13 protein-coding genes are annotated in these 14942 nt (G+C 44.2%); 7 read left to right on the top strand and 6 right to left on the bottom strand.

Annotated elements, in window-relative coordinates; all coding sequences use genetic code 11:
- Positions 1–18: 18 nt before the first annotated feature.
- Positions 19–981 (top strand): thioredoxin-disulfide reductase, encoded by a 963-nt coding sequence (trxB, locus tag SCB77_RS06335; protein WP_320185588.1) that lies wholly within the window; start codon positions 19–21, stop codon positions 979–981.
- A 62-nt stretch (positions 982–1043) separates the two neighbouring features.
- On the opposite strand, the gene SCB77_RS06330 is transcribed toward trxB, so the two are convergent.
- Entirely contained in the window at positions 1044–1832 is a 789-nt protein-coding gene (locus SCB77_RS06330) for a Cof-type HAD-IIB family hydrolase (protein ID WP_320185587.1), read from the bottom strand.
- A gap of 146 nt (positions 1833–1978) precedes the next feature.
- On the opposite strand from SCB77_RS06330, the gene SCB77_RS06325 reads away from it, so the two are divergent.
- Positions 1979–3157, top strand: coding sequence for a class I SAM-dependent methyltransferase (locus SCB77_RS06325; RefSeq protein ID WP_320185586.1), 1179 nt, complete (start codon positions 1979–1981; stop codon positions 3155–3157).
- A gap of 105 nt (positions 3158–3262) precedes the next feature.
- Positions 3263–3718 (top strand): IS200/IS605 family transposase, encoded by a 456-nt coding sequence (gene tnpA / locus SCB77_RS06320; protein ID WP_320185585.1) that lies wholly within the window; start codon positions 3263–3265, stop codon positions 3716–3718.
- A 251-nt stretch (positions 3719–3969) separates the two neighbouring features.
- Here tnpA and SCB77_RS06315 read toward each other — a convergent pair whose 3' ends face one another.
- The 5 genes from SCB77_RS06315 to SCB77_RS06295 form a co-directional block, all read right to left on the bottom strand.
- Positions 3970–4329, bottom strand: coding sequence for a DUF4180 domain-containing protein (locus tag SCB77_RS06315; RefSeq protein ID WP_320185584.1), 360 nt, complete (start codon positions 4327–4329; stop codon positions 3970–3972).
- A gap of 21 nt (positions 4330–4350) precedes the next feature.
- On the bottom strand, positions 4351–6453 hold the full coding sequence (locus tag SCB77_RS06310; RefSeq protein WP_320185583.1) for a TonB-dependent receptor: 2103 nt from the start codon (positions 6451–6453) through the stop codon (positions 4351–4353).
- Positions 6454–6510: 57 nt separating this feature from the next.
- Complete coding sequence (locus tag SCB77_RS06305; protein WP_320185582.1) at positions 6511–7800, bottom strand: BamA/TamA family outer membrane protein; 1290 nt, start codon at positions 7798–7800, stop codon at positions 6511–6513.
- A gap of 86 nt (positions 7801–7886) precedes the next feature.
- Positions 7887–9857 carry a DUF3857 domain-containing protein gene (locus SCB77_RS06300; RefSeq protein ID WP_320185581.1) on the bottom strand — a complete coding sequence of 657 codons (1971 nt, stop codon included), beginning with the start codon at positions 9855–9857 and terminating at the stop codon, positions 7887–7889.
- A gap of 58 nt (positions 9858–9915) precedes the next feature.
- Positions 9916–11691: an ABC transporter ATP-binding protein gene (locus SCB77_RS06295; RefSeq protein ID WP_320185580.1), complete on the bottom strand. Its 1776-nt coding sequence runs from the start codon at positions 11689–11691 to the stop codon at positions 9916–9918.
- A 165-nt stretch (positions 11692–11856) separates the two neighbouring features.
- Between SCB77_RS06295 and SCB77_RS06290 the strand changes: the two genes are divergently transcribed.
- The 4 genes from SCB77_RS06290 (at position 11857) to yajC (ending at position 14835) form a co-directional block, all read left to right on the top strand.
- Positions 11857–12930, top strand: coding sequence for a Leu/Phe/Val dehydrogenase (locus SCB77_RS06290; protein ID WP_320185579.1), 1074 nt, complete (start codon positions 11857–11859; stop codon positions 12928–12930).
- An 82-nt stretch (positions 12931–13012) separates the two neighbouring features.
- The gene (gene nusB, locus SCB77_RS06285) at positions 13013–13960 is read left to right on the top strand and encodes a transcription antitermination factor NusB (RefSeq protein ID WP_320185578.1); all 948 of its coding nucleotides are present in this window, start codon (positions 13013–13015) and stop codon (positions 13958–13960) included.
- Between the two features lie 54 nt (positions 13961–14014).
- Positions 14015–14455: a DUF1573 domain-containing protein gene (locus SCB77_RS06280; RefSeq protein ID WP_320185577.1), complete on the top strand. Its 441-nt coding sequence runs from the start codon at positions 14015–14017 to the stop codon at positions 14453–14455.
- A 59-nt stretch (positions 14456–14514) separates the two neighbouring features.
- Positions 14515–14835, top strand: a complete 321-nt coding sequence (gene yajC, locus SCB77_RS06275; protein WP_320185576.1) for a preprotein translocase subunit YajC — start codon at positions 14515–14517, stop codon at positions 14833–14835.
- The last annotated feature ends 107 nt before the right edge of the window (positions 14836–14942 follow it).

Here is a 14942-nt window from a genome sequence, read left to right as displayed (position 1 = left end):
AAAATAAGGTTAATATAAATGACAAATACAGCAGAAATAGAACACTTGAAGTGTGTGATCATTGGTTCTGGTCCAGCGGGATATACCGCGGCTATCTATGCGGCTCGCGCAGATATGAAGCCTGTCGTGTATACAGGGATTGTTCCTGGAGGACAGTTGACACAGACTACCGAGGTTGATAACTTTCCGGGCTACCCACAAGGGATTACTGGCCCTGTGATGATGGAAGATTTGAAAGCACAGGCCGAGCGATTTGGGACGGATGTACGTTTTGGTTATGCCACTAAAGTGGAACTGTCTGCCGATGGTGGTGAACATAAGGTGCAGATTGATGGCAACAAGTGGTTGACGGCGGAAACGGTTATTATCGCTACCGGAGCAACGGCGAAGTGGTTGGGTCTTCCTTCGGAAGAGAAGTACAACGGCTTTGGCGTATCGGCATGTGCCGTTTGTGATGGTTTCTTCTTCAAAGGACAGGATGTGGCTATCGTCGGTGCTGGCGACACGGCGGCGGAAGAAGCTACCTACCTAGCCAAGTTGTGTAGAAAGGTATATATGCTTGTACGTCGTGATGAATTCCGCGCTTCCAAAGCGATGGTGCATCGCGTGATGAACACCGCTAATATCGAAGTGCTGTATAACACGGAGACCGAAGAGATTTTAGGAAATGAGCAAGGGGTGAATGGTGTACGTGTGTCCAACAACGAAACGAACGAGAAGCGTATTTTAGATGTTACTGGATTTTTTGTCGCTATCGGTCACAAGCCAAACACCGAGCTTTTCCAAGGGGTATTGGAGATGGATGAGACAGGTTATTTGATTACTAAAGCTGATAGTACAGCGACAAACATACCAGGTGTCTTCGCTTGCGGAGATGTACAGGATCACGTTTACCGTCAAGCGATTACTGCGGCGGGGACGGGATGTATGGCGGCGCTGGAAGCAGAACGCTATCTTGCCGCTAAAGAAAGCGTTGTATAAACGCGTATTTCTATACTAAAAACAAAAAGAGCCTTCAGTTTTTACTAAAGGCTCTTTTGTTTTTAGATCAGGTGAAAGTGCTTTAAGGCTTGCCAAATACCGTCATGATCGACATCTGTGGTGATATGATCGGCAATGGCCTTCACTTCGGGATTGGCGTTGCCCATGGCTACCCCAATGCCCACATGCTGCAGCATCGTGATGTCGTTTCCACCGTCACCGAAAGCCATGGTTTGGGATAAGTCTATACCGAAATGTTTACAGAAGATATCTATGCCCACTTGCTTACTTTGTCCCATAGGGTTGACATCTGCAAAAAGCGGGGTCCAACGCGAGGCGACCGAGTTGGGCATGACAGCGTTCATAAACGCTTGCTCGTCTTCCGGGCCTAGAAATATGTTGGTCTGCAAAATACTATTTATGTCGACTTTTTCTTTGTCCACTAAAGGGGGGACGGGTAGGTTTAAGTGTGCATACATACCTGCAATTTCAGGCGTTACATCAAAAATTGTTATTTCCTTTTCGGACATAAAAGAGAAACTGAGCGGTTTCTCCTTCGTGTAATCCAATACCGCTTGGATGTCGTCTGCATGCAAGGCCTGTTTGAAGAGGACTTCGCCGTCTACGGTGACACAATAGCCACCATTAAAAGTTATAAAGCCATCGAAGTCCAAATATTTAATGTGCTCTATGCTGTTGATCGAACGTCCGGTGGAAACAATAACTTTAATTCCTTGATCCTGAAGCAATTTGATCGCGTCTTTTGTAGATGCTGGAACTTCATGTGTGTTGAAGCTCAGCAGGGTGCCGTCAATGTCAAAAAAAACGGCCTTGATTGTTGGGTACTGCATAACACAAATCTAATGAAATAAGGGGCGATAAGCAAAGTACTAGCTGTTAAGGCTATGTAAAATTAGCAGTCGCTTAGACATTGCTTCATCGTACATCCGTTTGTATTCCTTCAAATGCTTATCTTTGCTGCCCAAATACTTTTTTTATGGACAGTCAGGCCACATTTATCGAACAACTTTCCCAAAGCATCAGAACTGAAGACTTTATTAAGCTTTCCTTGGGCAATTACCGAGGTGAAGAGGCGGCTTTAAAAAACGTCTATGTTAAGCTGGTTTTGATCAAGCGTGTGTTGATGTTGTCTTTCACCTATCGTTACCAAACGCGTGACCTGACCAAAAATTACAGTATTGAAGAAGGGCTCTCGCAACTACAGGATTTGTTGTCCGTGTCTGCATTTCGGATAGCGACACTCTTTACAGCCTCCGCCAATGTGGTATGCGAATGGGGAAAACAGGGTAAATGGTCGATTAGACAGGAGAAGGCCACCGCAAAAAAGCCGACCTCACGGAGCCATGATGAATCCAAGGAAAGAAGGCTACAGCAAGGAAGCAAGCGTTATTTACAGGAACTGCGCCTAACGGATGCCGAGGGCAAGGTGTACAAGAATGCGCAAGATAAGTGGAAGCAAATAAACCATTACATAGAAATATTGAATGGTATGTTGGTAGATCTACCCCAAAACGAGCAACTACAGGTTGTAGACATGGGTTCGGGAAAGGGATACCTCACTTTTGCGCTTTACGATTACCTCAGGAATGTATTACATAGAGATGTTGCGGTCACGGGGGTGGAGTATCGTAAAGATTTGGTTGATTTTTGCAACGAAGTGGCGCAGCGTGCCGATTTCGATCAGCTGTCCTTTGTGGAAGGAAGCATCGATTCTTATGAGCCTAGCCATGCGTTAAACGTGTTGATCGCCTTACATGCCTGCGACACCGCGACGGACGATGCGATTGCTAAAGGCATTAAAAACAACGCGGATCTCATTGTTGTGGCGCCTTGCTGCCACAAGCAGATTCGCCGGGAGATGGAAAAAGGGAAGGCGAAGAATGAACTGGATTTTTTACTGAAGCATGGTATCTTTTTAGAACGTCAAGCCGAGATGCTGACCGATGGGTTGCGTGCACTCATTATGGAGTATTACGGCTATCAAACAAAGGTTTTTCAGTTTGTCTCCGATGCGCATACGCCTAAAAATGTGTTAGTTGTTGGTGTTAAAAAAGGCACGAATGCTGCACGTCAGGCTGAAATAAAAGCTAAAATCGAAGAAAGTAAGGCATATTTCGGCATTGGTTATCACCATTTGGAGAAATTGTTGGGATAAATGTTACGTGGTTTTGAGGAGTAAGTAAACTTTAATGATTGCTTTTTTCTTTGTTGTAAATCAATTGAAGTTTTGTACTTTAGATGTAAATTATGAACCAATTAGATGTCAGCAACTTTTTCACAAATTTATATTCATATAATTTTTGCCGTTAAAGCTAGAGATTTCGCTTTACAGCACTCTTGGGAAGAAGAATTGTATATGTACATCACCGGGATTGTTCGCAATAAGGGACAAAAGATGCTTGCTATCAATGGGATGCCTGATCACATCCACATTCTTATTGGCATGAAGCCCAGTTGTTGTTTGTCCGATTTAGTACGTGAAATTAAGAAATCGTCTGGCGAGTTTATCAGGAAACATAAAAGAACTGCGTTTAAGTTTCAGTGGCAAGAAGGCTATGCTGCGTTTTCATGTAGCCATTCGGCATTAGAAAAAGTTATCTCTTACATCAGCAATCAAAAAAAACATCATCAACGGCGATCTTTTCGGGAGGAGTACAGAGCTTTGTTAGATCGATACGAGGTGGACTACAGCGAAGATTTCTTGTTTGATTTTTAGTAGTTTAGCTATGTTTATTAGTGTTGTTTTTTTCGTTTTTTCGCCAGCTCTTGTTTTTAACGACATTATTGATATCACGGAACGCTAGCTGACCTCGTAGAGGTCACATATTTATAGAAAATGTATAGGCTGCAACGACGACCCCATCGTGGGTCGCAGTGAAACCGCTAGTGCTGTAAGTATGTACGACTCCTTCGTAGTCGAAAATGGTGTTTATTGTATGGTGCTATAGATATTTGACCCCGATTGGGTCACTCCACCAGTCTATTCATCGCTTCTTGCTCGCTGTTGGCGAAAAAAACAATTCTTCCAGCATTGCTTTCACGAATAAAATCTCGTAGACTACTGGAATCCACTTCCGACCAGTCGCCCACAATCGCTAGGCGCACGCGGTAGTTGCTGAACTTCTGTAATACTTCGCCTGCTAATTTCGTTTTTAACACAAAAAAATCGGGTACAAAGTCGGCTTCATGTAGTACCAGCGCATCATAACCCAAATAGTACACGTTTCCGATGAGATCGATCGCAGATTCCACATCCCGAACAATAGGAGCATCTCCTTTTACCGTCGCTATATTTTTTCCGTTTAGCTGATGTCCAATAATTTCCATAAGCTAAAGCTACGGAATTCTTTAAAAACCGACTTTTACTCCAGCATAATAATTTCTTGGCGGTGCGGGGTTAAAAAAACGGTTGCCAAATGCATTGATATCATTGCCTAGGCTGTAGCGCTCATTCAGGATGTTGTCAGCACCAACGAAGAGCTGCAGGGACACAGGCTTCTGCAAGGGGATGTTGATACCCGCTTTTGCTTGCATCAAGTTATATTTATTCGCAAATACCGTGTTGGCATCATTGAGTGGCATGTCGGATACATAGTGATGGAAGATATGTAGAAACACCGCACTCGGAAATTGCAGGTTCAAGGTATTGGCAACGGTCCAATCGGGAACGGCTGTGATGTCATTGCCGGAGAAGTCGTCTTCACCGTTCACGTAGTTTCCGAAGATATAAAAATTACGGGTTAGTGCCGTTTGATAGCTTAGGCTGCGAATGAAGCCGGAAGTCGACGGTTGGATCAAGTAGGCGAGTAGGCTGGCCTCTATTCCTTTTTGGTTCATTTCTCCTGCATTGACATAAAACTCTGCGCCATCGTTACGTTGCTGCCGCACAATACCGTTGTTCATCCGGTATATATAGTAAGCGGCATCAGCCACAAAGCGTCTGTTACTGCTTTCCCAGCGGAAACCCAGTTCATAGTTGGTGCCCGTCTCGGCCTCAAGGTCGAGATTAATGCTGTTATCTGATGAGCGTACTTCGGCCAAGGTAGGCGCCGAATATCCTCGGGAGATAGAGCCACGGAAAGCAAACTGATCGTGGAGACGATAGGATGCGGCAACGCGCGGCATCCAGATATTGCCAAAGTCAATGTTGCCATTGCCGACGTCGGCAATAGGATATAATCGCGTAAAATCGATGCTGGAGCGGTTAAGCCCAAGAGAAGCCTCGACGTTAAGGTTGTTGAGTATCGTTGCGGAGGCACGATAGAAAAAACTGGTTTGCAGGTTGTCAAGGTCGTCGTTGTACTGCATCGTTGTGGCTCGACCACCTACATTGTCAAAATTTCTGATGCTGTTCCAACCCTTTTGTCCTTCAAATCCCAATTGCATCTGCCAAGTAAAAGCTTCGTTTTTTTCCTCTACGAAAGAAAAGAAGGTTCGAAGGCCTAGATTTCGCTCAGATCGTATCTCGTAATTGGTGATAAATGGATTTTCTAGATCGGTGTTTGAACCAAAAATGCTTACCGAATGGGATAGCTTGTTGCTGATCTTCGCTCGGTGTGCCAAGCCTCCATAAAACGTTTTGTTGTAGATGCCTGCCTGCTGTTCCGCAGCCCCCGGATTGGGGCCGCCCGCTGGACGAGCCTGCCTCGGATTCTCCTGCATTTGCGTCTCGGTCAACCCTCCTGGGGTGCGATAGCCAAGGTTCGCATAGAGCAGAAACAATTGCAGGCTGTTATCAGTGGAGTAATTCCATTGATGCGCTGTCTGAAAAGTCTTTTTGTTCAAGGCTGTGTTTTCGCGATAGCCATCCGATCGGGTAAACGACTGGTCGAACGAGAAGGAATAATTGTCTGCTATTTTTTGCTGCCAAGAGAGCTGCTCTTGAAAGAGGCCATAAGATCCGCTGGAAAGCAGGAGCTCATGTTTGGTAGCCGGATTGCCAAAACCTTTAGGTTCTATGCGGATTATCCCACCAGAGTTGGCTCCATAGAGCGAACCATCAGAACCTTTCAAAATGTTGACTGATGCAATTGCGGCAGGATCAATTAAGTTCAGGTACGTGTTTCCGCCGGCATCTGTCAATGGGAATTCACCTACATATATTTTTGTGTTTCGGATACCAAAGGGCGAACGGATCAAGCTTCCACGCATAGCCAGTCGGTAACTGCCCGGCGAGCGCTCTTCCATGCGTAGTCCTGCTATGGTGTTTATAGAAGGAAGGAGAGTAGTGGTTTGTTGGCTCTGTATCTGCTGGGCGTCTATCGTTTGACCAGATGCCGTTAGACCAAGTAAGGGTTGTTCCCGAAAGTAAGCTTGAATGCTCACCGGCTTCAACGCTGTTGTATCTTGTCGCTCTTGGCTGTGCAATAAAGGCGATTTGCCAACTAACAGGCAGAACAAGGCTATTATAGAGGGGAAGTGACGCATTTTGTTTCCGTAGTTTTTATCCATACCCGCTGATGGCGGGATATTGATATATGTGTTTTTCGACTGTTTAGTATGCCCGTATTAAAAGGCTTCATTCAAACCTAGAAAGAGACCGCGTTGTCCGAATCGACCTACTGCGTAGTCGATGCACAAGTTGGTACGTGTTGCTTTATTGAACAGTAGGCGTAACCCTGTTCCGGCGGCAGGCTGCCACTTTTGGAAAAGCGTGGTGCCTAGTCGGTCATCGGCCGTTTGCACATTTGCAAATACCACACCGCTTAAAAATTGGTTACGCAATAGGGGGAAACGATATTCAACTTCCGAATAAAAGAACGAATTACCCTTAAAATAGCCAGCCGTATATCCTCGCCCAATACGAGCATAGGTGTCGCGTCCGGTGCCAGGGAGATCTAGGTAGCCTAAGCGACCGGCTACGTTGTAGGATCCCCAGTGCCAAAAGGCGAGTACATGGTTTGGACGAGTGCTGGATAATGGCCAATATTTACGGAAGTCTGTCTGCAACTGGTAAGAGGCTTGTTCGCTGCCCATCCAAGTTTGGCTCATGCGCAACACGATGTCGGCATAAATACCTTTGTAAGCACTGTTTGGATTGTCACGAGTCATGTATTGCCAATTAAATTGCAATCCATTGTTGTTGTATCGGCTAGGGTTATATCCCGTGAGCTCGCTGTAAACGTTCAACGGCGTTGTTTCATAAGTGCCCAACGTGTGGATGTTGCGTTTCAATTCGACGAACACGCCAGCGCCCACGAACATCCCTGGCGAAAGTTGCTTATAGAGACGCTCGTTAAAGCCATACACGGTATATTGATTCACGTAACGGTTGCGTTCCGGATTGTTCAGCACTTCTTCTTCCGGAATATCTGTGGGAATGGTATGCCCCATGCCCATGCCATAGTCTAGTGCCACCATTCGGGCGATGACCACCCCACCTTTCACGTTCCATTTGTTATGGCGGGTGTAGGTGTCGTGTGCGAGATAGCCTACCATAATTCCGCGTGTGGTGTAGCTAAGCGCCGTGGCGAATGTGGACATGGCCGTGTTCTCTCGCTCGCCTAGGTAAAGCCCTCCAACAACCTTAGCACCAATCTGAAAACCTATACTCGGGTTATAGTTAATGTTTGGGAGAATGGAGATGCCGGATGGCTTGCGGTGAACTCTTTTGGAGGTGTCTCGCCGGATGAACCGGCTGATGTCCTTGAAAGCATCGCTGATATCATAGAGATGCTCGAATGTGGGAACGATGGTGTCCTTTGCCTGATTAGTGATGGTATCTTTAAGGATGATGTTTTGTGCAGAAGCAGGTTGGAGGGTCAGCAGGAATAGGAGAACGACTAAATAACTTCGCATGAATGTGAATGGTCTTTTCACCATTTAACAATGGTGGAGTACAGTTGTTTGCGAATATAACATTTTAATCGTTCTCCGCCCAAAAGCTACGGCATTTTCTGGAGCTCAAACTCTTGGTTCTGCTGCTGAATAATTCGCGAATAGAATTCCTTCAGGTGAAAATACTCATCAACAGAGAATATGGGTTTGTTCAATGATAAAATCTGCTTAAAGACCAGATGCTTGTCTTCATGCATGGTTTGGTAGCTGTATTTAGCGGCTTCTTCAGGGAGCTTCATACTCACATTTTTTGGAAGCGATTTTATGGAGTAATGACTGGGCAGTTCGATGTTAACGTTGTGCGTCACATGTCGCTTTGAGCCCAGATCTACCTGATAAAGCCTCTCGTTGAGATTGAACGGGTTTTTGGCGATGCGGTTCAGAAAAATCGGGTTGAAACTCAACACGCCGTCGCGTAGGTAGTCGGCAAGAGGTAGCTCTACATCAAACTGCTCTACCAAAAATTCATCATTGTTATGCAGATTGGTAATGCTTCCGTTTTGCAATTGCATATTTGTTGTTTTTGCCGTTACATCTTCCAGATACTCCTCTTCGCTAGTAAAGGAAGCAATTTCGTTTCGTTTGCGTAATGCATCAAGCCCTTTGTAACTGACGCTTAACTTGCCAGTGATGTTTTCTGCGCTGTCGATCTTTCCGAGTATGGTGAAGGTCATCATAGAGGGCTGTTCATTAACCAACGGAATCCATTCGGAAGATTTCTTGGAATAGATGATTCGTCCACGATCGTTTACGCAGCGCAACGGAAGCTCACCAAAGGAAGTGAAATGATCCGTTGCATCTAGTAAGACCGTTTTACCGTCAATTTCTGCGCCGGCAATGACATAATTGAAGTTTGAAATGACGGGGTGTAAATTGTTTGGGATTCCATTTTGTCGTGTGGAAACGAGAATGGGATATGCAGGTATTCCCGCTGCATTGAGTGCGGTAATCAGTGCCAAGTTAACGTCCGCAGCATTGCCGCTATGTTGTTCTAGGCTTTCTTTAATGCCATATTGGGCATACTTGCCGTAAACTTCGTTCCATTTGATGTTCTTTTGGATAAAGGCATATACAGCACGCGCCTTTTCACTCGCACTATTTTTATCCAGCAGGATCACCGGTAACATGTCGGCGAAAATATCTTCTTTTTTAAGTTGACCGCCAAAGGATTTCTCGCTCAGCAACTCGCGGTCAACGTCGCGCCACTCCTTGGTAACCTTAAATTTCGATCCATTGCTCAGGTAATATTGTTCTAATTCGAAGCTGATGGCAGATTTGTAGTTCTTGGCAGCCAGCATATAATCTTCTTCTTCAAAAGCCGGTATATCTTCCATGATATAGGTAATCTTTGAACAGTCGTTCCGCGTACCATTGATCAGGAAATATTCCCGTAAGATTTCGCTTTTGGTATCTTTTAGTTTATAGGGGCCTCTCAAAGAAACCTGGTACTGGTAGGTGGATGGCATGATCGCTGTGTAAACGCTTGACAGCTTAGGGATATCCTGCTGAAACTCCCAAGATCTGAAATTAAGAATGTCTGGCGAAAGTATCCGGTATTGTATGTCTATGATGGATCCTTCTTCTACCTGCGGCAATGTAAAGCGCGCTAGATGTAGATAAGGTGATGCCTTATCTAAAAAAATAGCTTTGCTGGGCATTTCGGTTTCTACGATCTGTTGGTCTTTTAAGGTGTAGGTCTTTCCTTTGATTTCCACGATCTTTTCGAACGTTGTGCCGAAAGCATAAAGCGGAATTTCGAAGTTGGCCTGTTCCACACCTTCTTTTTTCAAAATCTTAATACGGGCTTTATAATCATGGACAACCAATAGAGCTTGTTCGGACTCGACAATCTCCAACTGGGTTTTTCCCACTTCGGCTATAACGACGGCACTTTTGTCGTTCCCTATTTCGGGTATAGGTGCCGCAAAATAGGCCCGGTTGACGTTAGGAAATTCGGTGTTTTGTCCGAGCACTATGCCCGACAGGAAGATGTAAACAATTGCTAATAAATGGCGCATAACAGGAGTTAATAGTCCTGCAATATACATATTATCAAGAATTATTTAATACAAAAAATTACTCTGCTTCTAACAATTGTTTTTCGTGCAGTTCAAAATACTCGCCCTCGGCCGCCATAAGCTCTTGGTGAGTGCCCTGCTCCACTATTTTTCCTTGATCAAGCACTAAAATATGATCAGCATTTTTGATGGTTGATATCCGATGGGCGATAAATATGCTGGTTTTATTTCTCATGATACGACCGAGGTTATGCAGGATCTCCTCCTCTGTTTTGGTGTCAACAGCAGAAAGACAATCGTCAAATATCAATACCTGCGGATCTTTGATAAGCGCTCGAGCGATGGACACACGTTGCTTTTGCCCACCCGAAAGGGTGATGCCTCGTTCGCCGATTGCGGTTTGGAAGCCATCCTCAAAACCGATGATGTTGTCATACACTGCTGCATCTTTGGCTGCCTGTTCGGCCTTCTCTATTTCTAAGGTGTCTTTTCCAAATGCAATGTTGTTGGCAATGGTGTCAGAGAATAGAAATACTTGCTGTGGAACAAATCCGATCTGTTCGCGCAGACTCTCTGTTTTTAGCTGTTGGATCGGCACGCCATCATATTGTATACTACCGCTGTCAACATCATACATGCGTAGTAGCAGGTTGGCTAGTGTAGACTTACCCGATCCTGTCTTCCCGATTATGGCCATGGTTTTTCCCTGCGGGATGTGGAACGAAAGGTTGTCGATAGCTTTTATTCCTGTCTCCGGATAGGTGAAGCTGATGTTCTCCACATGGATACTGCCTTGCAAAGGCAACGCTAGCTCTCCATCGGGGATCTCCGATTCGGTTTTCAGAAACTCGTTAATGCGCTTTTGTGATGCCGCAGCGCGTTGGAAAAGTGAGGTGACCCAAGCTAAAGACATCGCCGGGAAGGTTAGTTGGTTCACATATAGGATAAACTCTGCAATATTACCTGCCGTAATTGTCCCATTGTTTACTTCGATACCGCCCACGTAGACAGTAATGATTGTGCTGAAACCAATAAGGAAAATAATCAATGGAAAAAAGATGGCTTGCACCCTTACCAGATCAAGTGATACTTGATTGTACACGTTACTCTCTTTCGCAAAAACATCCATTTTCTGCTGTTCTCTAGTATAGGTCTTGATAACGCGAATGCCAGAAAAGGTTTCTTGAACGAAGGAGGACAAGGTAGAAAGTTGACGTTGTATTCTTTCGCTTCGCAAATTGATGATCTTATTGACGTAAAGGATAACAACAGAAAGCACAGGTATAGGCAACAGGGAGTATGTCGCTAACTTAGGGTTGACGTCATACATCGCATAGATAACCATAATAGATAATACCAAGGTATTGATCGCATACATAATGGCTGGGCCTAAGTAATTACGCACTTGGTTGACGTCTTCCGTTGCGCGATTCATCATATCGCCGGTGTTGTTTTTGCGGAAAAATGCGAAATCAAGCTGCTGGTAGTGCTGGTATATCTCATTCTTTAGGTCATATTCAATGTGTCTGGACGTCAGGATAATGGTTTGCCGCATGAAGAAGAGAAACACGCCACGCAATAGGGCGAGGAGCAAAACGACAAAGCCGAAAAACAGTAGACTGCTTCCGAAAACCTGATAAACGAGATCTTGACGCTCAAATCCATCATACAAACGAAAGAGATCGATGTTTTCTTTAACCAGATCAAAAGCTTCCCGGATTACTTTTGCAGGTAATATCCCAAAATAGTTGGAGATTACGACAAAAATTACCCCAGGGATCAGTTTCCAACGGTACTTGTAAAAGTATTTATTAAGATAAGCCAGCTCTTTCATCAGGGACAAATGTAAGGCTAAAATTTTGATTTTAGACCTTGCCAGGTGTAGGCTTCTGTCAGCCTATTGCAATTGTACAAATAATCAAAATTATAGAAATAGGGTGCGGGAAATTATTCCTACTTTTGCAGGAGTTATTCGTAACGCAACGCATTATTTAAAGGTATGGAAGCAAACAATTCCTCTGTATTTGATAAGATGGGCATTTCTGGCCATCAAAATTTATTCTTTTGTCATGATAAAGCAGTGGGGTTGCAGGCTATCGTCGCGATCCATGATACGACGTTAGGACCGGCTATTGGTGGTGTGCGTATGCTCCCTTACGAGTCTCTACCGGATGCCATCGATGATGCTTTACGTCTTTCCGAAGCGATCACCTATAAGGCCTCATTAGCTGGTTTAAATCTAGGTGGCGGAAGTGCGATTATTATTGGCAACAACCGAACGGAAAAAACGGAGGTATTGATGCGTCGTTTCGGACAATTTGTAGAAGGACTAAACGGTAACTTTGTGGCATCTACCGATATCGGTACTACGCAAAAGGATTTAGAATACATGCTTTCGGAAACCAACTATGTGGCCGGCTTGCCAGCCTCGCTAAACGGTGGTGGAGATACGACGGTCTTTGCCGCACGAGGCGTATTCTATGGCATTAAAGCGGCCATCAAGGAGTTGTACGGCGATGATAGCCTCGCCGGCCGAAAAGTAGCCGTTCAGGGTGTGGGTAGTGTAGGGGAACAGTTGGTCAGCATGTTGCGTGCAGAGAATGCACGGGTCTACGTTTCCGACATGACGGAAGAACGTAAAATGAAGATTGCCGCCAAGTATAAAGCAGAGCCGATTACCTACTCTACAAGCTTCGAATTGGATGCAGATGTGTATGCACCTTGCGCTTTGGGGGGAACGGTGAATCCCGAAACGGTGCCGCGTATGCGTTGCAAAATCATAGCCGGATCAGCGAATAACCAGTTGAAGGATGAAGAAGTAACAAACAGACTATTGAAGGAGCAGAATATTCTCTATACGCCAGATTTCTTGATTAACTCTGGTGCTTTGATCAGCTGCTATTCGGAACTGGAAGGATATGGCAACGACCGCACAGAGGCTTTAGTCAAAAATATATACAATGCGACGCGTCACGTCATTCAAAAATCGCAGGAAGATAATATTACAACCTTTGAGGCAGCAAAACAATTGGCGGAAAAGCGTATCTTTGACGTCAAAAAAATAAAAAGATAAACAGGTACTATGCATCATAGCATAGACCGCAATAAAGTATAATACGTTCTTATTTATATACAATCGTTCTTTAAATTAAATTATGCTTAATAGAAGGCACCTTCGGGTGAAAGTTATGCAAACGCTTTATGCGTTCAGTTTATCAGAGGATAAACAAGTGAAGGATTTTGAAAAGGCACTTTTTACAAGTGTGGATGAGGTTAACCAGATGTACATCTGGACGCTGAACTTACTTGATGAGGTTGCGGAATATGTACTTATCGATGCGGAGGGAAGGGCAAACAAGTTCTTGCCTACGGAAAAAGACAAAATCTACACGACGAAGTTGAACAACAACAGCTTCATCGAATCTTTGCGTCAAAATCGCGCCTATTTGGAGTATGTAAAGAAATATAATGTTTCTTGGACCTTCGATCCGGAGATTGTGCGCTCGATCTTTGCACAGTTAAAGGAGTCGGAAGAATATTTGGCCTATTTAAAACAGGAAGATCGTTCTATTGCCGCCGAGAAAGATATTATCAAGTTTATCTTCAAAAAGATCGTACTTAAATCGACGGAGGTGGAGCAGGTATTCGATACCAAGTTTATCAACTGGACAGTGGATAAGGAAGTGTTGCAGGCCATGATCGCCAAGACGTTCAAAAATTTCAGCAGCGAGAATCCTGTGCATAATAAGTTGGCAGATTTAACACCCAATTGGGACGAAGATAGCGAGTTTATTGCCGATTTGTTAAAGCAAACGATTCGTTATGGAAAGGAATACCAAGAGTTCATCTCGCTAAAAACAAAGAATTGGGAGGCAGATCGTATTGCATTGGTCGATAACTTGCTTATGCGGATGGCGATATGTGAACTGGTGAATTTTCCGACGATACCGGTGAAGGTAACAATCAACGAGTATATCGAGCTATCGAAAGCTTTCAGTACAAATAAAAGTAATACCTTTATCAATGGTATTTTGGATAAAATCCTTGCGGATTTAGCGCAAGAAGGGCGTATCCAAAAGCAGGGAAGAGGTTTAAAGGATTAGTTTACACTAGAGATTTTAATCAGAACCTGAGGTTCTTGGAATAATAAATTGGCTATGAATATAATAAAAACAAGTTTTTTCTGCTTCGCATTTGCTACCCTTGTCGGATGTGGCAATTCGAACAGCACGGCAACTGAAACGGCAGATAGCACGGCTACTGATTCTACGAGTGCCGCAGGTACAGGGAAAGTAGAATTTGCGGAAGCGGCTTTCGATTTCGGTCAGGTGAAAGAAGGGGAAGTTGTTGAACACGTTTATGCATTTACCAATACAGGAACATCACCGGTTATACTTTCTAGAGTATCCGCATCTTGTGGATGTACAACACCTTCTTATACGCAAACGCCAATTTTACCAGGCAAAACTGGAGAAATTAAAGTTAGCTTTGATAGCAATGGGCAGGTCGGTAAGCAACAAAAAATTGTAACCGTCGTTTCCAATGCTGAAAATGGCGTGACAACAATTCAGTTGAAAGGTGAGGTCTTAGCAAAATAAGGGCGAAGAGGCTTTATTTCAATTTTATATTTTTTACTTTTGAATTTTTACTTTAAAATATGATTACAACTTTATTACAAGCAGCACCCGGTGGAAGCAACTTAATGAGCTTCTTGCCGATGATCTTGATCATTGTCGTTTTTTACTTCTTTATGATCAGACCGCAAATGAAAAAACAAAAAGACCATAAGAAATATATCGAAGAGCTTGGTGTAAATTCTAAAGTCGTGACCACGGCTGGTATCCACGGTCGCATTGTCGAAGTTAGCGAAACGACATTTTTGGTTGATGTAGGTTCAGGTGTAAAAATGCGCTTTGACAAAACAGCTATCGCTTTGGACGCTTCCAAAGCCGCTAACGGCGATGCTGCTAAGAAATAAGGACGTTTAGAACTCGATCCATAATACGGAGGCAACCAATAAGGCTGCCTCCGTTTGTTTTATCCCCTTTGTAATGCTAATCCCGATGTTTGGCCATACAAAAATCG

The organism is Sphingobacterium bambusae (genome assembly GCF_033955345.1).
In the GTDB taxonomy this organism is placed as follows: Bacteria; Bacteroidota; Bacteroidia; order Sphingobacteriales; family Sphingobacteriaceae; genus Sphingobacterium; species Sphingobacterium bambusae.
This window is presented reverse-complemented; position numbering and strand designations above follow the sequence as displayed.